Raw genomic sequence first — 18769 nt, 5'->3', positions numbered from 1 at the left:
TGCGGGTGCGGCCACGGAACGGGGTGCGTGAGATGGGCGACCTTTCGACGACCAGCGCCTTCGACCTGCCCGGGCGGCTCGCCGCCAAGGCGGACCCGGCGCTGATCGCCGCCGACGAGCGGCACTTCACGACCGTCGCGGAAACCCTCGACCGGGAGGTGGCCGAACTCTCCGACCGCCTCGACGAGATGCGCAGGGCGCCCGGCGGTCCGGGCCGCGCGGCGATGGACCGCGACTCGGAGATCCACCGGCTGACCGCCCGGCTGCGCGCACTGCGCCGCTTCGGGCTGGACCTGTGCCTCGGCCGGATCGTCGGCGCGGACGGCTCCGAGCCGGTGTACATCGGGCGGCTCGGCCTGACCGACGGGAGCGGCCGCAGGCTGCTGATCGACTGGCGCACCCCCGCGGCCGAGCCGTTCTTCGCCGCGACGCACGCCGACCCGATGGGCCTGGCGAGCCGCCGCCGGTACCGCTGGACGCGCGGCCGGATCGGCGACTACTGGGACGAGGTGTTCACCGCGGACGGCCTGGAGGGGCACGCCGCGCTCGACGACCAGTCGGCCTTCATCGCGAGCCTGGGCAGCAGCCGGTCGGCCCGGATGCGGGACGTCCTCGGCACCATCCAGGCCGACCAGGACGCGATCGTCCGCGCGGGCTCCCGCGGCGCGCTGGTGGTCGACGGCGGCCCGGGCACCGGCAAGACGGTCGTCGCCCTGCACCGCTCGGCGTACCTGCTGCACTCCGACCCGCGGCTCGGCCACCGCCGGGGCGGCGTGCTGTTCGTCGGCCCGCACCAGCCGTACCTGGCGTACGTCGCCGACGTGCTGCCGAGCCTCGGCGAGGACGGCGTGCGGACCTGCACCCTGCGGGACCTGGTCGCCGAGGGTGCCGGCGCCGTGGTCGAGCCCGACCCGGAGGCGGCGCGGCTGAAGTCCTCGGCGGACATGGTGCGGGCGATCGAGGCGGCGGTGCGGATCTACGAGGAGCCGCCGGCCGAGGGGGTCGCGGTGTCGACCCACTGGTCGGACCTGTGGCTGAGTGCCGAGGACTGGGCCGAGGCCTTCGGGGCGCCGGAGCCGGGCACCCCGCACAACGAGGCGCGCGACCAGGTGTGGGAGGAACTGGTCACGATCCTGCTGGCCAAGCACGAGGACGAGCACGGGGACGAGGAGACGCCGCCGCGCGAGCTGTTCCGCAGGTCGCTGCTGCAGGACCGGGACCTGGTCACGGCGCTGCACCGGGCGTGGCCGACGATCGAGGCGTCCGACCTGGTCGGCGACCTGTGGTCGGTGCCCGCCTACCTGCGGCTGTGCGCCCCCTGGCTGGGCCGCGACGAGGTCCGGCTGCTGCAGCGCGCGGACGCCCGGGCGTGGACGGTGTCCGACCTGCCGCTGCTGGACGCGGCGCGGCAGCGACTCGGCGACCCGGAGGCGGCCCGGCTCCGGCGTCGACGGGAGGCCACGGTCGCCGCCGAGCGCGAGCGGATGGCCGGGGTGATCGACAACCTGCTCCGGGCCGACGACGACGGCGAGGGCGCGGTCACCATGCTGCTCGGACGGGACCTGCGGGACAGCCTGGTCGACGAGACCGCGCTGCCCGCCGCCGACCCGGACCGGCTGGCCGGGCCGTTCGCGCACATCGTCGTGGACGAGGCCCAGGAGCTGACCGACGCGGAGTGGCAGATGCTGCTGCTGCGCTGCCCGTCCCGGAGCTTCACGATCGTCGGGGACCGCGCCCAGGCGCGGCAGGGCTTCACCGAGTCCTGGCGGGAGCGGCTGGAGCGGGTCGGGCTGGACCGGATCGAGCTGGCCTCGCTGGGCATCAACTACCGCACGCCGCAGGAGGTGATGGCGGAGGCCGAGCCGGTCGTCCGGGCGGTGCTGCCGGACGCCAACGTGCCCGTCTCGGTGCGCAGCAGCGGGATCCCGGTCTTCCACGGGTCCGTCGCCGACCTGGACACCGTGCTCGGCGACTGGGCCGCCGCGTCGCCGGACGGCACCGCCTGCGTGATCGGCGCCCCCGCGTTCCGGGGGACGGGCCGGGTCCGCTCGCTGACCCCGGAGCTGTCGAAGGGGCTGGAGTTCGACCTGGTCGTGCTCGTCGACCCGGAAGGGTTCGGCGACGGGGTCGAGGGGGCGGTCGACCGCTACGTCGCGATGACCCGGGCGACCCGGCAGCTGGTGGTCCTCACCGGCGGCTGACGGCGCCGACGGACCGGACGGCAGCCATGGTCTGGACCACTGGACGGGCCCGGGCCGGCTCGGGAGACTGCTCCGATGAGTCGTCAACACGCCACACCCGAGATCGAGTTGCACCGACTGGCGGTGCCGGACCGGGGCCGGCTGCCGTTCGCCGTCGGCACCTTCGACACCATCGGGCCGCTGTCCCGGGCCGGCTTCCCGCACCGGCACTCCTTCTACGAGCTGGCGTACGTCACCGGCGGCCGCGGCAGCCACGTCCTCGACCTCGCGGAGCAGCCGCTGCGGCCGCCCCAGCTCTGCGCGATCGCGCCGGGCCAGGTCCACCACTGGGCCGGGGCCGCCGGGCTGGACGGCTGGGTGCTGCTGTTCGAGGAGGACTTCCTGCTGCGCCATCCCGAGGACGCGGCGCTGGCCCGGGAGCTGGCCGGCGCACCGCCGCTGCGGCCCGACCGCGCGGAGGCGGGCCGGCTGGCCGGCCTGCTCGCGGACCTGGACGGCGAGTACCGGGCGGCCGGGGCGGGCCACCCGGGCGTGCTGCAGGCACTGCTCCACGTGCTGCTGGTGCGGGCCGTGCGGGCGCTGCCCGGCCACCGGCCGCAGGCCCCGCCGGCCGCGGAGTCGGTGGCGCCGCGGCCGCATCCGTTGGTCGACCGGTTCGGCCGGCTGATCGCCGAGCCCGGCCGCGCGGACCGCACCGTCAGGTCGTACGCCCGCGAGCTGGGCGTGTCGACCGGGCGGCTGCACGAGCTCGTCCGGGAGGAGACGGGCCGCACGCCCGCGCGGATGATCCGCCAGCAGCAGACCCTGGAGGCGAAACGGCTGCTGAGCGCCACGGACCTGACCGTCCGGCAGGTCGCGGCGGCGGCGGGCTTCGCCGACCCGGCGTACTTCTGCCGCTTCTTCCGCCGCGAGGTCGGGCTGACGCCCGGGGAGTTCCGCGCGGGCACGGGCGGAGGAAAGCACCACGGCCCCGGCGTCGAGTCCATCGACCCGCGGACGGCCCGGCCGTAGCGTCGGTGCACGGCGGGCGGGTCGCTCCCGCACCGCCGCCGGACGTTGCCTGTCATGCGCAGGACACCCCCACGGTCCTGCGCCCCACCCCCGAACGGAGCGATCCGCCATGCCCACTCCGCCCCCACCGCAGCCGCAGGACGAGCCGCAGCCCCGGCGGTCCGGCGAGCCCGGGATCACCCGCAAGAACCTGCTCAAGGCCGCCGTGCTGGCCGGCGCCGCCCCCGTGCTGCTCGGCGGCGGCGCGGCACTGGCCCGTGACGGCGGCGGCAGCGGTCCGGTCGGCCTGACCCCGGACTGCCACGACGGCGACGAGCCGACCACCGAACAGATCGAGGGCCCGTACTTCAAGCCGGGCTCCCCGCTGCGCACCGTGCTGACCGGCCCGGGCACACCGCTGACGGTGAGCGGCTACGTCTTCGGCCGGGCCTGCCGGCCGGTGGCGGGCGTGCTGCTGGACTTCTGGCAGGCTGACACCGCCGGGGCGTACGACAACTCCGGCTACGGCTTCCGCGGCCACCAGTTCAGCGACGACCAGGGCCGGTTCACCCTGACCACGGTGGTGCCCGGGCTGTACCCGGGCCGGACCCGGCACCTGCACGTGAAGCTGCAGGCCCCCGGCCGCCCGGTGCTGACCACCCAGCTGTACTTCCCCGGCGAGCCGCGGAACTCGACGGACACCATCTTCGACCCGCGGCTGGTGATGACCGTCCGGCAGTCCGGGCCGGGACGGGAGGCGTCCTTCGACTTCGTCCTGGACGTGCCGCAGTCGCCGTCCCCGTCCCCGTCGCCCACCGGGCCGACCCCGACCCCGACCGGACCGACGCCGGGCGGCACCTGGCGGGCCGGCACGGCGTACCGGGCCGGTGACGCGGTCACCTACAACGGCGTCGGGTACGTCTGCATCCAGGCGCACACGGCCTTCGTCGGCTGGGAGCCGCCGAACGTGCCGGCACTGTGGCGGCGGGTCTGACCGGAGGCGAGCCCCGCCCGGTCGCTCCGCTCAGACGCCGACGGCAGCGGTGGCGGTGACCACGTGGGCGCGCATCGCGCCCTCGACGGGACCGTCACCGAACCGCTCCCCGACCGCCGAGGCGACCGCGTCGGTCGCCTCGGCGAGCGAGATCCCGGGCCGGGCCTCGATCTCGTTGCGCATCGGCGTGCCCTGGCAGTAGGCGGTCGCCACCTCGACCGCGGACCCGGCCCGGCTGCGGGCGTCGACGGTCTCGATCCGGGGCGCCTCGAACCCGCCGGCCTCGACGTCCCGCGCGATGGCCACGTGGTCGTGGTAGCCGTGCAGGACCCGGGCCATGAAGTCGGGCGGGTCCTCGGGCACCAGGGCGGCCACGGCCGCCGCCGCGACGGCGGCGAACTCGTTGGCGGCGATGTGGTCCCACACGTTGAACAGCAGCACGCCGCCGGGCCGCAGCACCCGCCGCGCCTCGGCGAAGGCCCGCGGCTTGTCCGGGAAGAACATGGCGCCGAACTGGCAGACCACGACGTCGAAGGAGTCGTCGGGGAAGGGCAGGTCGAGGGCGTCGGCCTGCCGGAAGTCCACCGGCCGGCCGGTGTGCGAGGAGGAGGCGAGCCCGAGCATCGGCGCGCTCAGGTCGGTGGCCACGATCCCGGTGGATCCGGGCAGCACCGCGGCGAGCTCCCGGGTGACGGCGCCGGTGCCGGCGGCCGTCTCCAGCACCCGGGCCGGCCGGTGGGTCACGGCCCGGGCGGCGAGGTCCCGGGCATAGGGGCGGACGAGGATCGGCACCAGGTACTCCTGGTACACGCCGGGGATCGAGCCGTCCAAGGCCATGCCGTCTGCCTCCCGTGGTGGGGCGACCGTGGGTCCGGCGGGCCCGGCCGCGGCTGCGCTCGGACCGCCGTTGCTGCGAGTGTGGCACGCCGGCGCGGCCGTGAGCAGCGGATTCGGCGCCTCCGGGGCCACTGCGGGTCCAGCCGTGCGCGCACCGCACGGGGCGCGGACGCCCCCTGAAGCGGTCCCTCAGGCCACGGTGGCGCGGCTGCGCTCGGTGGCGATGCGCAGGGCGAAGGCGGCGAGCAGGGTGCCGGTGGCCCAGCCGTGCAGGCGCTGCAGCAGGGGGCGGCGGGCGAGGAAGCCGGCCAGCGCGCCCGCGGTGAGGACGAAGGCGGCGTTGCCGAGGGTGCCGACGGCGATCTGGGTGAGGCCGAGCAGGGCGCTCTGCAGGGCCACCTGCCCCTCCTCCGGCCGGACGAACTGCGGGAGCAGAGTGATGTACAGGACGGCCAGCTTGGGGTTGAGCAGGCAGGTGAGGGCTCCCATGCCGAACAGCTTCAGTGGCCGCTCGTGGGGCATCTCGGCCGCCCGGAAGGGCGAGTGCGCCGGGGAGCGGAAGGCCTTCCAGGCGAGCCACAGCAGGTAGCCGGCGCCGGCGAGCTTGAGCGCCAGGTAGGCGGTCGGGACGAGGGCGAAGAGGGCGGAGATCCCGGCCACCGCTGCGGTCAGGTAGACCAGGAAGCCGAGGACCACGCCGCCGAGCGAGATCAGTCCGGCGCGGCGGCCCTGGCTGACGGACCGCGACACGCAGTAGATCATGTTCGGCCCGGGGGTCATCACCATGCCGAACGAGACTGCGGCGATTCCGCCGATGGCACTCGCACTGATCACCCGGTGAGCCTATCCCGACACACCGATCAGGTGTTCGACCGCCCTGCCGGCCCGATGCCGATCCGAGACCCCACGACCATTGTTCGACATTGTCGAATGACGTAGCGTCTTCACGAACGGGCCGCCTCACCCGGCGCGCATGGAGACGACTGCACGCCCAGGCCACCGGCGGCCCCCGGGCCGCCCGCCCTGCCCGCGGCCCACGCACCACCTGCCGAGGAGCCGCCGGATGTTCACTTTCACCAGCAGCGACGGGTTGGAGATCCACGTCCACGAGTGGCAGCCGGTCGGCGCGCCACGCGGCATCGTCCAGCTCGCCCACGGTACCGGCGAGCACGCCCGCCGCTACGCCCACCTCGCCGCATCGCTCACCGGCCAGGGGTACGCCGTCTACGCCGCCGACCACCGCGGCCACGGCCGGAGCATCGGCGCCACCCCCGGCCACCTCGGCGAGGACGGCTGGAACCGGCTCGTCCAGGACATGGTGGCGCTCTCGGACCTCGCCCACCGGCGCCACCCCGGGCTGCCGCTGGTCCTGGTCGGCCACAGCCTGGGCTCGTTCGCCTCCCAGCAGTACGTCCTCGACCACTCGGAACGGCTGGCCGGCGTGGCGCTCTCCGGCACCACCGCGCTGGACCGGCTGCTCACCGCCCTGGCCGCGGCCGGCGGGGACGCGGCGGCGGCCTTCAACGCACCGTTCGAGCCGGCCCGCACCGGACACGACTGGCGCAGCCGGGACGAGGCGCAGGTCGACGCCTACCTCGCCGACCCGCTCTGCGGCTTCGCACTGGACGCCCGCGGCTGGGACGACCTGGCCGCGGCCGCGCACCGGCTGGCCCGGCCCGAGACCGTCCGCCGGGACCTGCCGGTCTACGTGGCGGTCGGCGACCGCGACCCGATGAACGCCGAGCTCACGCTCTCGGACGTGGTGGTGGAGCGGTACCGCCGGGCCGGCCTCACCGACGTCACGTACCGCACCTACCGCGGGGCCCGGCACGAGATCCTGCACGAGACCAACCGGGTCGAGGTCGCGGCGGAGCTCGTCGCCTGGATCCTCTGCGTGACGGGCTGACCGGCCGACCGACTACCGGCCGACCGGCGGGCGGCAGTCACACGGCTCAGCCGCCGGCCGCCTCGCCGGGCAGCAGCCGCAGCGCGAGCAGGGCGGATCCGATGTCGGCCAGGTGCCGGGGGTCCTGGAGCGCGCGACCGGTGAGCGCCTCGATGCGGCGCAGCCGGTAGCGGACGGTGTTGGCGTGCACGTAGAGCCGCTCGGCCGCGCCCTCGGTGCTGCCGGCGGCGGCGAACCACTGCTCCAGGGTGTCGGTCAGCCGCTCGCGTTCCTCCCGGGGGAGGTCGAGCAGCGGGCCGAGCACCAGCCGGGCCAACCGGGCCGCCTCCGCGGGCGCGGCCGCCACCAGCATGGCGAGCGGACGGTCGTCGAACCGGACCGTCCCGCGGGGCTTGCCGCGCAGCCCGTCCAGGGCCAGCCGGGCGAAGCGCAGCGCCTGCGGGGTGTCGCGCAGCGACGGGTACGAGGGACTGACCCCGACCCGTGCGGGGTGGCGGCGCAGCAGCCGCAGCAGTGTCTCCTCGTCGTCGGGGTCGGGCAGCGAGGCGACGCCGATCTGCTGGTCCGGCAGCAGCCGCCAGGCGGAGCGGACGCGGACCGCCCGCAGGGCGTTCTCGATGCCGGGCAGCGCCTCGCGGCCGGGCGCCGGCACGTCGGCGGCGATCACCGCGTACGGCCCGTGGGAGCCCAGCCCCAGTGTCCGCCCGGCCTCCTCGACCGGCCCGATCTCGCTGATGGCGCCGGTGAGGAGCGCCTCCACGAGGGCGGACCGTTCGCGTTCGCGCTGCAGGACGAGCGCGGCGGTGGTCTCGCGGTAGGCCCGGGCGACGGCGTCGGAGTACTCGCCCGCGAGCTGCCAGACCTGTGCGGCCAGGTCGACGAGCATGGCGTCGGTGACCGCCGGGTGGCGTCGGGCCTCGGCCACGAACTCGGCCCAGAGGAACTCGAATCCGATCCGGTAGGCGTGCAGCGTCTCGGGCAGCGGGACGCCCTGCTCGGCGCGCATCCGGCCGGTCGCCTGGGGCGGCCCGAGGTCGGCGGGACCGGTGTGGACGAAGTGCCGGATCATGAGCTCGATGTTGCGGATGCACGAGGCCCGGATGGTGTGGAAGGGGATGAGGTCCTCGTTGCGGTAGGACTCGATCTCCGCGCGCATCCGCCGGGCCAGGCGCTCGCCGATCTCGCGGTGGTGCGGCAACAGGGTCGCGGCCACCTCGACGATCTCCGGCGGGGGTGCTGGGCGGCTCATTCCCCCAGCCTATGCGGGGTGCGGTTGTGGCCGGCCACAACGCGGCCGGGCGCGCCTTGTCCGGCCACCCATTCGATTCGCAGGCGGCTCGCGCCACGATGACGACAGCGTGAACGGCGCGTTGCACCGGCCCTCGGGCGCCGGGCTCCCGCGGCCCGCCGCCCGGGCCCCTCGCCTCCCCCTCCGAGCCGCCTCCCCCTCCAGGAGTTGTCATGACCACCCTCACGAGCGCCGACGGCGTCCGCATCCACCTGCACACCTGGTCGCCCCCGGTCGCACCCCGGGCCGTCGTGCAGATCGCCCACGGCATGGGAGAGCACGCCCGGCGCTACGCGCCGCTCGCCGAGGCGCTGGCCGCCCGGGGCTTCGCGGTCGTCGCCGACGACCACCGCGGCCACGGCCTGAGCATGCACGCCGGCCCCGGCGTGCTCGGCGAGGACGGCTGGAACCGGCTGGTGGACGACCTCGCCATGGTCTCCGCCCACGCCCGGGCCGCCCATCCGTACGTGCCGCTCGTCCTGCTCGGCCACAGTCTCGGCTCCTTCGCCGCCCAGCAGTACCTGCTCGACCACGTCCGGCTCGTCGACGCGGCCGTGCTGTGCGGGACGACCGCCCTCGACGGGCTCTTCGCCCACCTGGCGACCCAGGGGCCGGACGTGATGGCCGCGTTCAACCGGCCGTTCGAGCCGGCCCGCACCGCGGCGGACTGGCTCAGCCGCGACGAGGCGCAGGTCGACGCGTACCTCGCGGACCCGATGTGCGGCTTCACGCTGGACGACCGGGCCATGGGCGAACTCGCGGCGGCCGCCGCGCGCCTCACCGAGCCGGCCGGGATCCCGGCCGGGCTGCCGCTGTACGTCATGGTCGGCGACCGGGACCCGCTCAACGCCGGACTCGCACTCAGCGACCTGCTCGTCGAGCGGTACGGCAAGGCCGGACTGATGGACATCACCTACCGCCCGTACCCGGGCGCACGGCACGAGCTCTTCAACGAGACCAACCGCACCGACGTGGTCGCGGACCTGGTCGAGTGGCTCGACCGGGTCGTCTGACGGCGCGTCCGCCCGTCCCGCTCCACCGCGGCCCGGGTTGCGCCGCCGGGAGGTCTCACCACCTCCCGACGGCATTCCCGGACCGTCCGCCTCCCACCTAGCACCTCCGAGGCGGCGGAACCCCCGGCCCGCGCAGCGGGCCGGGAACCGGAGACGCGGCCTGGCAGGGCTCTGTCCCCGGTGGCTGTAGCCGGTCGCGTCGGTCGACGCGACCGGGCCGAGGGCGCTCCCGACACGGTCGGCGGGATCGGGAGCGCCGTGGTCCCGGCGGGCGTCCGCGCCGATGTGACGCAGGCTCGGGAACGGGGTGCGGCCCGACTCCGGCATCCCTGTCGTCATGCGGCTCGCCTCCGGTCCCGTTCCGGTCGTCGACATTCCCGGCCGGCGTGTCCGGCGGGTCCTCGCCGAGGATTCGGTCGAGGCGACGGTGCGGAATTGACCGGAACGCTACGGGCCGCGGACGGACGGCGTCAATGAATTCCGGACGCCCACCGAAAAAACGTCCCGTCGCGACATTTCCAGCATTCACCGGAACCCGATCCGTGTCATCCGGGTGAGTTGTTTTCCGATATCAATCAAGTCGTTCCGGCCGCAGCCGGAAAGGCGAGCAGGGAGTCGATGTGCCGATTTCACGCCTGGACCTTCCGCCCGCATTCGAGGCGGAGGCGCGCAAAGGCCTCGCGGCCATGGCCGCGGAGGTCTCCGCCGAAATGGCCCTGCGGCTGCCCGCACCCGGCGGTCCGCCCGCCGGGCGGCCGGACCCGGCGCTGCGCAGCGCCGTGGAGTCGGCCCTGGCGCACTTCCTGGACCTGGTGGCGGGACGGCGGACGGCCGCCCGGCCGGAGGACTGCGCGGCCTTCGGGCACAGGCATGCGGCGGCCGGCCGCTCGCCCGACGCCGTGCAGGCCGCCTGCCGCGCCGGAGGCCGCGCGGCCTGGCGACGCCTGGCGGCGGTGGCCCGCCGCACCGGCGTCGGACCGGACGCGACCGCGGCCCTCGCGGAGGCGGTGTTCGCCCACGTCGACGAGGTCACCGCGACCGCGCTGCAGGGCCACCGGCGACCGGCGGAGGCCGGCGACGGCCTTGCGGGCCACCGCAGGCGGCTGCTCGGCCTGCTGGCCGCCGGCGCGCCCGGCCCCCGGCTGGTCGCGGCCGCCGAGCTGGCGCAGTGGCGGCTGCCCGCGACCGTCGCCTTCGCCCTGCTCGCCCCGGGCGAGGACCTGGCCGGCACGCGGCTCGGCCTGCCGGCGGACGTGCTCTGCGACCTGCGCCCGCCGTACCCCTGCCTCCTGCTGCCCGACCCCGCGGAGGTCAGGGACGACGGCCGGGTGCGCCGGCTGCTGGACCGGCCCGGGGCGGTGATCGGCCCTGTCGTGCCGGTCGGTTCGGCGGCCGACTCGCTGCGCTGGGCCCGGACGGTCCGCGACCGGCTGACCGGTCCGCAGGGGCAGCCGGTGGAGTGCGACGCCCGCCTTCCCGATCTGCTGCTCTGGGCGGACGAACCGCTGGTCCACCTGGTCGCCGGGCGCAGGCTGGCGCCGCTGGAGGCGCTGACCGCCAAGCAGGCCGCCAGGGTGGCGAGCACGCTGCTCGCCACCCTGCAGACCCGGGGCGGGGCCCCGGACGTCGCCGCCCGCCTCGGCATCCACCCGCAGACGGCGCGCAAGCGACTGCGCCGCGTCCACGAGCTGTTCGGGCCGGCCCTGCACGACCCCGATGCCCGCTTCGAGCTCGAGGTCGCCCTGCGGGGCCGGCTGCGGGCGGCGGACGGCCCGGCCTGAGCCCTGCCTGAGCCCGCGGGACACCGGCGGGAAGCACCGTCGGGGCCGGCCCCGGCGCACGGCCGGCGCCGGCCCCGACGGCCGAACGGGAGTACGTGGCGGCCCTTCCCCGGTCCGCCCGACCGCCCTCACGGTCGCTCCCGGCTCGCGGCGGACCTCCCCAGGTAGGCGTCCGAGACGGCGCCGGTGCGGACGAGGTCGGCGACGGGCCCGCCCGCCGTGACCTCGCCGTGGGCGAGCACCCACGCGGTGCGGCAGAGCCGTCGCACCAGGTGGACGTTCTGCTCCACCAGCAGGACGGCGGTCCCGTCCAGGGTGATCGTCTCCAGCAGGTCGCCGACCTCCTCGACGGCCACCGGGGAGAGCCCGCTGGAGGGCTCGTCCAGCAGGACGAGCCGCGGCTTCGACATCAGGGCCCGGGCGATGGCCACGGTCTGCTGCTGGCCGCCGCTGAGGCGGCCGGCCGGTTCGGCCCGGCGCTCGGCCACCCATCCGAACCGCTCGTAGGTGCCGGCGAGGCGGCGGCGCTGCTCCCGGCGGCCGTGGCCGTCCGCCCCGAGCAGCAGGTTGTCCTCGATCGTCATGGCGGGGAACAGCCGGCGGTTCTCCGGGCAGAGCGCGACGCCCGCGCGCACCAGGGCGGCGGTGTCGTGGCCGGTGACGTCCTGCCCGTCGAGCAGGATGCGCCCGCTGCTGCGGCGGACCCGCCCGTGGATGCCCAGCAGGGTGGTGGTCTTGCCCGCGCCGTTCGCACCGAGGATGCCGGTGACGGTGCCGCGCTCGGCGTGCAGGCTGATGTCGCGGACGGCGACGGCCGGGCCGAAGGCGACGGTGAGGTTCTCGACGGTGAGCACGGTCACGCCCCTCCCAGGTAGGAGGCGACGACCGCCTCGTCGGTGCGGATCCGCTCGGGGGTGCCCTCGGCCAGGACGGCGCCGGCCGCCATCACCAGGACGCGGTCGGCGAGCGGCATCAGGAACTGCATGTTGTGGTCCACGACCACCACCGCGACGCCCAGCTGTTCGGCGGCGCCGCGGACGGCCGCGGCCAGGGTGTCGGCCTCCGCGCCGTCCATGCCGACGGCCGGCTCGTCGAGCAGCAGCACACGCGGGCCGGTGGCCAGCGCGAGCGCGATCATCCCGAGCCGCTGGGCGGCGCCGGTCAGCTGCTCGGCGGGCCGGTCCAGCTGACCGTCCAGGCCGATCAGCGCGGCGAGGTCCCCGTCGCCCGGGCCGGCGGGCCGGCCGCGGCACTCGCCGCGGGTCAGCGCCAGGCTCTCCCGCAGGGTCCGGGTGGGGAACAGCCGGGTGGTCTGGAAGGTGCGGGCGATCCCGGCGCGGACGCTGCGGTGGGCGCCCCGGCCGCGAACAAGCCGTCCGCCGAGGAGGACGGCGCCCCCGGTGGGCGGGTGGGTGCCGGCGAGCATCCCGAGCAGGGTGGTCTTGCCGGAGCCGTTGGGGCCGATCAGGCCCAGTACCTGCCCGCCGTCGAGCTCGAAGGAGACCCCGTCCACGGCGGTCACGCCGCCGAACCGCTTGACCAGGCCCCTGGCCTGCAACAGCGCGCTCATGCGACGGCTCCCCTCGGGCGCACCCGGCGGCGGAGGGCGGCCAGGCCGCCGAGCACGCCCTGCGGTACGAGCAGGGTCACCGCGATGAACAGCACGCCCAGGGCGATCTGGCTGACGCCCGGCCCGAGCTTGATCAGCTGGGTGAAGCCGATCACGACGAGGCTGCCGACCAGCGGCGCGTACAGCCGGCCCGCGCCGCCGATGCCGATCGCCACGAACATCAGGAACCCCTGCACGAAGGTGAACTGCGACGGGGCGACGACACCGTTGTACTGGGCGAACAGCACCCCGGCCCAGGCCCCGAAGACCGAGGAGAGGACCATCGCCAGCAGCTTGACCCGGGCCGTGGGCACGCCCAGGTGCTCGGCCAGGTCCTCGTCCTCGCGGACGGCTTGCAGCCGCGCCCCGAACCGGCCGACGGACAGGAAGTGGAAGGCCGCCAGCGCCAGGCCGAGCGAGGCCGACAGCAGCAGCAGCGTCGTGTCCAGCGGGAGGCCGAGCTCGACCGGCCGGCCGTTGGGGCCGCCGGTCAGGTCGGCGGCGTTGGTGAACACCAGGGTGGTCACGGCGCCGAAGAACATCGTGCCGATGGCGAAGTACTGCCCGCGGGTCCGGCTGAAGACGAGCGCCACGAGCAGGGCCACGAGGACGGCGGCGCCGACCGCGGCGAGCGCCGCGAGGCCCATCGGCACGCCGTGGTCGAGCAGGACGGCCGAGACGTACGCCCCGCCGCCGTAGAAGGAGGCGTGGGCGAGGCTGGGGTAGCCGCCGAGGCCCTGGACGAGGTTGAGGCCGGTCAGGGCCACCGTCCAGGAGACGGTCAGCAGGGCGACCTGTCCGAGGTCGCCCTGCAGCGAGCCGAGCAGGGCGTGGGCGAGGAGGCTCACGGCGGCGATGCCGGCGAGCGGCCCGGCGTGCCGGGAGATACGGGAGGTGCGCATTCACGCCACCCTTCGGGAGTTCGTGCTGCGCAGCCCGGTGGGCCGCAGCACGAGGACGATCACGAGCATGAGGAAGCCGAAGGCGCTCTGGTAGGCGGAGCTCACGTAGGCGGCTCCGAGGCTCTCGACCACCCCGAGGACGAGCCCGCCTGCGACGGCCCCCCAGACGCTGCCCAGGCCGCCGAGGACGACCACGACGAAGGCGCTGAGCAGCACCTCGTCGGCCATGTACGGCGACACCTGGTAGGTGGGGGCGTAGGCGATCGCGGCGACGCCCGCGAGCAGTCCCGCGACCAGGAAGGCCAGTGCGTACTGGCGGCGCAGCGGGATGCCGAGCATCGCCGCAGCCTCCCGGTCCTGCGCCACCGCGCGCATCCGGCGTCCGAGCGAGGTGCGGGCCAGCAGCAGGTGGAGCGCGGCCAGCGAGAGCCCGGCCAGCACCATCAGCGCCGCCTTCACCCCGGGCAGGGAGATCCCGCCGAAGCGGAGCAGCACGGTGTCGTACGGGGTGTCGAGGGAGCGGCCCTCACCGCCGTAGAGCCGGAGCGCGGTGTTCTGCAGGATCAGCAGCAGGCCGAGGGCGACGGCGGGTGCGGCGGCCGGTTTGTCGACGATCCACCGGTAGGCGGCGGTCTCGGTGAGGACCGAGACCAGTCCGCCGCAGGCGATGCCGGCCAGGGCGGCGAGGACGAAGGGCAGTCCGGCCGCGGTCGCCGACCAGGTGGTGCAGGCGGCGAGGACGACGACCCCGGCGTGCGCGAAGTTGGGGACTTCCATCACGCCGTAGACGAGGGTCAGGCCGACCGCCATCACGGCGAACAGGCAGCCGAGGAAGGCCCCGTTGACGAGGGTCTGGATCATGCGCAGGCGTCCTTCGCGAAGACGGGGTCGACCAGCTCGCCGCGCTTGGTGTCGAAGGTCATGGCGCTGGCGACGGTCTGCTTGGCGGGGCACCACGCGGTCACTTCGGAGGTGGTGCGGGCGCCGCGCTCGTCGAAGAGCTGGCCGGTGTAGGTCGGCAGCCAGCCGCTGACGGTGCCCTTCGGGACGCCGATGCCGGGCAGCGCCTTGTTGATCTTCTCCGGGTCGGTGGTGCTGCCGGCCCTGGACATGGCCTCGGCGACGATGAACGGGTAGTCGTGCGCCCACATGGTCAGGTCCTGCGGGTTCTCCTTCCAGCGCTCCTCGTAGGCCTTGGCGAAGGCGACGGTGGCCGGGTCGGCGGAGGTGCCGGGCAGGGTGCCGGCGCAGTCGTAGTTGTCGGTCATCAGGGTGTTGAACTGGTCGCCGAGGATCGCCCGGGCCTGGTCGGGGCCGACGCCCGCGCTGTGCAGCACGGGACCCGTCCAGCCGGCCTGCCGCAGCTGCTTGAGGACGGGCAGGATCACGCCGGTGACGCTGCTGAGGTAGATCGCGTCGGGCTTGGCGGCGAGCACCGTGCCGACGGCGTTGCCGTAGTCGGTCGCGCCGAGCGGGAAGCCGGCGGAGGCGGCGATCCGGATGCCGTTGGCGCGGGCCGCCAGGCCGACCAGCTCGGTGAGGCCCTCCCCGTAGGGCTCGCCCTTGGCGGTGATCACCCCGAGCGACTTCGCGCCGAGCTTCTGCTTCGCGTAGGCGAGGCAGCCCGGCACGTAGGTGTGCGAGCCCCCGCGGGTGAGGTACAGGTGGGGGTCGAGGTCCAGGATGCTCGGGTAGGAGCTGTCCAGGACGTTGATCATCGGGACGGGCTTGCGCTTGAGCTGCGGGGCGTAGGTCGCCGAGCCCAGGCCGTAGGCGACGACCGGCAGCCGCTGCGCCTGGGTCATCTCCCGCAGCGCGGTGACACCGGTGGTGGCCGGGTCGGACTTGTCGTCGGCGTAGACGATCTCCAGCGTGTGCCGCCGGCCGGCGACGGTGAAGCCCTGCCGGTTGAGCTCCTCGACGCCCATGGTCATGGCCTTCTTCTCGGCCGGACCGAGGGTGGAGTAGACGCCGGACAGCGACAGCAGGGCGCCGATCCTCACGCGGTCCGCGTCCGCTCCGGCGGAGCCGGAGCCTGAGCTGCAGGCGGCCGAGGACAGGACGGTCGTGGCGGCCAGGACGACGGCCGCGGCGCGCGATGCACGCATGGGTACCTCCGGGGTGGGGGTTGCTGGATGGCCGGGTGCACGTGGGGCACGGAGGCGGTGCCCGGGGTGTCCGGTGGGTGTTTCGGGAGGGTCGGTCCTCCGTCCGGCCGCCGCTCGGGGCCGTGCCGGAAATGGGGAGGAACGCGCGCGGACTGCCATCCGCAGGGGAATCCGCCCGCCTGGGCCGTGCGTGGTGAGAACGCCCGGAGTGTGAATTCCGGTCGGCTTTGCGGGCAGGTTCAGGACCGTACCTCGCTACTCGCCGGTAGCACCAGCCGGATTCGGATTCGAATCGGCAACGGGCGCCACCTCGGCGCACCGCCGGGGATCTGCGCGAAAAACTCTTCGCCAGCCATTGTTCGACATTGTCGAATGCGGTAGCGTCAGAACAGAACCTGCGCAATTCGGCAGCCCGGGCCATTCATGCCCGCCGCGCCCCGATCCCGCGGCTCGGCGCCCACCGCCCGACGCGCGCCGCAGATCCCCCGCTCTCCCCCCGGCCGCGCGTTCCGCGCTCCCCGCGCCGCCCGCGCCGCCGGCCGCCACCCACGACAGCCCCCGAGGAACCGTCACATGTTCACCTTCAGAAGCGAAGACGGCCTGCAGATCCACGTCCACGAGTGGGCACCGGACGGGCCGCCCCGCGGCCTGGTCCAGATCTCCCACGGCATGGGCGAACACGCGGCCCGCTACGACCACTTCGCCCGGGCGCTGGCCCGGCGGGGCTACGCCGTGTACGCCGACGACCACCGCGGCCACGGGCTGACCGTCAGCCACGTCCCCGGCCACCTCGGCGACGACGGGTGGAACCGGCTGGTCGACGACATGGTCGCGCTGTCCGCACTGATCGAGCGCCGGCACCCGGGGCTGCCACTCGTCCTGGTGGGCCACAGCCTCGGTTCGTTCGCCGCCCAGCAGTACGTGCTCGGGCACTCCGAGCTGCTGGCCGGGGTCGCACTGTCCGGCACCGCGGCGCTGGACCGGCTCATGGCCCACCTCGCCGAGGCCGACGGCGACGTCATGGACGCCTTCAACTCCGCCTTCGAGCCCGCCCGGACGCCGGGTGACTGGCTCAGTCGCGACGAGGCGCAGGTCGACGCGTACCTCGCCGATCCGCTCTGCGGCTTCACCCTGGACGACCAGGGCATGTCCGACCTCGCGGCGGCCGGCGAGCGGCTCGCCACGCCCACGACCGTCCGGCCCGACCTGCCGGTCTACGTGGCCGTCGGCGACCGCGACCCGCTCAACCGCGACCTGGAGCTGTCGGACCTCGTCGTCCGGCGCTACCGCGAGGCCGGCATCGAGGACATCACCTACCGGGTGTACCCGGGGGCGCGCCACGAGATCCTCAACGAGACCGACCGCGAGACCGTCGAGGCGGACCTGGTCGAGTGGATCGAGCGCGTCACCGCCTGACCCGCACCACCGTCCCAGCCGTCCCCCGAGGAGACCGCATGACCCTCTCCCTCGCCTGCGTCCTGGCCGAGCCGGCCCGCAGGCACCCCACCCGCACGGCCGTCGTCGACGGCGCGCTGGAACTGACGTACGCCCAACTCTGGTCCGAAGCACTCGACTTCGCGGGCCTTCTGGTCGCCGCCGGCGTCCGGCCCGGCGACCGCGTCGCCCTGATGGCCCAGAACACCGCCGACTTCCCGCGCTGCTACTACGCCGTCCTCGCGGCCGGCGCCGTGGTCGTCCCCGTCCACCTGCTGCTCACCCCGCAGGAAGTGGCGCACGTGCTCTCCGACAGCGGAGCCCGGCTCCTGGTCGTCGACGAGGCGTCCGCGCGGACGGGCACGGCCGCCGCCGGGATCGCCGGTGCCGCCGTGCTGAGCACCCGCGCCCCCCGCGACGGCACCGCCCCGCTCGCCTCCCACCTCCCGCGCCGCGCCGACGACCCGGCGGTGATCCTCTACACCAGCGGCACCACCGGACGGCCCAAGGGCGCGGTGCTCACCCAGCTCAACCTGGTGATGAACGCGACCGTCAGCGCCTTCGACACCTTCGGCGTCACCGGCCGGGACGTGGTGCTCGGCTGCCTGCCGATGTTCCACACCTTCGGGCAGACGGTCGCCATGAACACCACCTTCCGGGTCGGCGCGACGCTGGTGATGCAGCCGCGCTTCGACCCGCACACCGCACTCGATCTGATGCGGCGCCACGGGGTGACCGTCTTCCACGGCGTGCCGACCATGTACATCGCCCTGCTGGACGCGCTCCGCGCCGGCGCCGACCGCCCGTCGGCCCTGCGGCTGTGCGTCTCCGGCGGCGCCTCGCTCCCCGTCGCCGTCCTGGACGAGGTCCAGGAGCGGCTGGCACCGGTGCTGGAGGCGTACGGCCTCTCGGAGACCTCCCCCGTCGCCACCTCCAACCAGCCGGTGTTCGGCACCCGCGCCGGCACGGTCGGCCACCAGGTGTGGGGCGTGGACGTCGCCGTCGCCGCCCCGGCCACCGACGGCGAGGAGACCGACGGGCTCCGCCTGCTGCCGCCGGGCGACCTCGGGGAGATCGTGATCCGCGGCCACAACGTGTTCAGCGGCTACCTCGGACTCCCCGGGGCCACCGCCGCGGCCTTCACCGACGGATGGTTCCGGACGGGCGACCTCGGCATCCAGGACGAGGCCGGCTTCGTCCGCATCGTCGACCGCACCAAGGACCTCATCATCCGCGGCGGGTACAACGTCTACCCGCGCGAGGTCGAGGAGGCGCTGATCCGCCACCCGGCCGTCGCCCAGGTCGCCGTCATCGGCCTCCCCCACCCCACCCACGGCGAGGAGGTCTGCGCCGTGGTGGTGCCGGCCGACCCCGCCGCCCCGCCGGAGCCGTCCGAGCTCGTCGCCTGGGCGGCCGGCCAGGTCGGCCGGCACAAGTACCCCCGCCAGGTGGAGATCGTGGAGTCGCTGCCCCTGGGCCCCAGCATGAAGGTCCTCAAGCGCGAGCTGCGCCACGCCTTCACCCTGCGCACCCGGGACTGACCACCCGGGCGCGACAGCGAGGGGCGCCGACGGAGTCTCCGTCGGCGCCCCTCGCCACGTCCGGCCGCGCTGCGGTTCAGCTGAGTCGTTCGATGACCATGGCCATGCCCTGGCCGCCGCCGACGCACATGGTCTCCAGGCCGAACTGCTTGTCGTGCCACTGGA

Annotated in this window: 16 protein-coding genes; 8 read left to right on the top strand and 8 right to left on the bottom strand. The window is 74.9% G+C overall.

The window, feature by feature from the left end:
- The first annotated feature begins 32 nt into the window (after positions 1–32).
- From helR to IE98_RS0133825, 3 genes are all read left to right on the top strand, one after another.
- Entirely contained in the window at positions 33–2201 is a 2169-nt protein-coding gene (gene helR / locus IE98_RS0133835; protein WP_030275613.1) for an RNA polymerase recycling motor ATPase HelR, read from the top strand.
- A 75-nt stretch (positions 2202–2276) separates the two neighbouring features.
- A complete protein-coding gene (locus IE98_RS0133830; RefSeq protein WP_106976790.1) occupies positions 2277–3212 on the top strand; it encodes a helix-turn-helix domain-containing protein in 936 nt (311 codons plus the stop codon).
- A gap of 109 nt (positions 3213–3321) precedes the next feature.
- On the top strand, positions 3322–4185 hold the full coding sequence (locus IE98_RS0133825; protein ID WP_030275611.1) for a carbohydrate-binding protein: 864 nt from the start codon (positions 3322–3324) through the stop codon (positions 4183–4185).
- Positions 4186–4215: 30 nt separating this feature from the next.
- Here the strand turns inward: IE98_RS0133825 and IE98_RS0133820 are convergent, their stop codons facing one another.
- Positions 4216–5022, bottom strand: a complete 807-nt coding sequence (locus IE98_RS0133820; protein ID WP_030275610.1) for a class I SAM-dependent methyltransferase — start codon at positions 5020–5022, stop codon at positions 4216–4218.
- A gap of 189 nt (positions 5023–5211) precedes the next feature.
- On the bottom strand, positions 5212–5856 hold the full coding sequence (locus tag IE98_RS0133815; RefSeq protein WP_030275609.1) for a LysE family translocator: 645 nt from the start codon (positions 5854–5856) through the stop codon (positions 5212–5214).
- 229 nt (positions 5857–6085) lie between these two features.
- Between IE98_RS0133815 and IE98_RS0133810 the strand changes: the two genes are divergently transcribed.
- A complete protein-coding gene (locus IE98_RS0133810) occupies positions 6086–6928 on the top strand; it encodes an alpha/beta fold hydrolase (protein WP_030275608.1) in 843 nt (280 codons plus the stop codon).
- Between the two features lie 46 nt (positions 6929–6974).
- Here IE98_RS0133810 and IE98_RS0133805 read toward each other — a convergent pair whose 3' ends face one another.
- Complete coding sequence (locus IE98_RS0133805) at positions 6975–8177, bottom strand: PucR family transcriptional regulator (protein ID WP_078661517.1); 1203 nt, start codon at positions 8175–8177, stop codon at positions 6975–6977.
- Between the two features lie 212 nt (positions 8178–8389).
- On the opposite strand from IE98_RS0133805, the gene IE98_RS0133800 reads away from it, so the two are divergent.
- Positions 8390–9229, top strand: coding sequence for an alpha/beta fold hydrolase (locus IE98_RS0133800; RefSeq protein WP_030275606.1), 840 nt, complete (start codon positions 8390–8392; stop codon positions 9227–9229).
- A gap of 620 nt (positions 9230–9849) precedes the next feature.
- A complete protein-coding gene (locus tag IE98_RS0133795; RefSeq protein ID WP_159401156.1) occupies positions 9850–11010 on the top strand; it encodes a helix-turn-helix domain-containing protein in 1161 nt (386 codons plus the stop codon).
- A 128-nt stretch (positions 11011–11138) separates the two neighbouring features.
- On the opposite strand, the gene IE98_RS0133790 is transcribed toward IE98_RS0133795, so the two are convergent.
- Genes IE98_RS0133790 through IE98_RS0133770 form a run of 5 tightly spaced genes read right to left on the bottom strand, consistent with a single transcriptional unit; the run spans position 11139 to position 15629 of the window.
- Complete coding sequence (locus tag IE98_RS0133790; protein ID WP_043175775.1) at positions 11139–11870, bottom strand: ABC transporter ATP-binding protein; 732 nt, start codon at positions 11868–11870, stop codon at positions 11139–11141.
- Positions 11867–12580 (bottom strand): ABC transporter ATP-binding protein, encoded by a 714-nt coding sequence (locus tag IE98_RS0133785; RefSeq protein ID WP_030275604.1) that lies wholly within the window; start codon positions 12578–12580, stop codon positions 11867–11869. Before IE98_RS0133785 ends, IE98_RS0133790 begins: the two co-directional genes overlap by 4 nt.
- The gene (locus IE98_RS0133780) at positions 12577–13521 is read right to left on the bottom strand and encodes a branched-chain amino acid ABC transporter permease (RefSeq protein WP_052391341.1); all 945 of its coding nucleotides are present in this window, start codon (positions 13519–13521) and stop codon (positions 12577–12579) included. Before IE98_RS0133780 ends, IE98_RS0133785 begins: the two co-directional genes overlap by 4 nt.
- Positions 13522–14382 carry a branched-chain amino acid ABC transporter permease gene (locus IE98_RS0133775; RefSeq protein WP_030275602.1) on the bottom strand — a complete coding sequence of 287 codons (861 nt, stop codon included), beginning with the start codon at positions 14380–14382 and terminating at the stop codon, positions 13522–13524.
- Positions 14379–15629, bottom strand: a complete 1251-nt coding sequence (locus tag IE98_RS0133770; RefSeq protein ID WP_030275601.1) for an ABC transporter substrate-binding protein — start codon at positions 15627–15629, stop codon at positions 14379–14381. Before IE98_RS0133770 ends, IE98_RS0133775 begins: the two co-directional genes overlap by 4 nt.
- Positions 15630–16202: 573 nt before the next feature.
- On the opposite strand from IE98_RS0133770, the gene IE98_RS0133765 reads away from it, so the two are divergent.
- Entirely contained in the window at positions 16203–17045 is an 843-nt protein-coding gene (locus IE98_RS0133765; protein ID WP_030275600.1) for an alpha/beta fold hydrolase, read from the top strand.
- A 38-nt stretch (positions 17046–17083) separates the two neighbouring features.
- Entirely contained in the window at positions 17084–18604 is a 1521-nt protein-coding gene (locus IE98_RS0133760) for a long-chain-fatty-acid--CoA ligase (protein WP_030275599.1), read from the top strand.
- Positions 18605–18769 lie beyond the last annotated feature (165 nt).

Source organism: Streptomyces sp. NRRL B-24484 (genome assembly GCF_000717715.1).
In the GTDB taxonomy this organism is placed as follows: Bacteria; Actinomycetota; Actinomycetes; order Streptomycetales; family Streptomycetaceae; genus Kitasatospora.
Note: the sequence above shows the minus strand (reverse complement) of the source record. Positions and strands in the feature narration are given on the sequence as shown.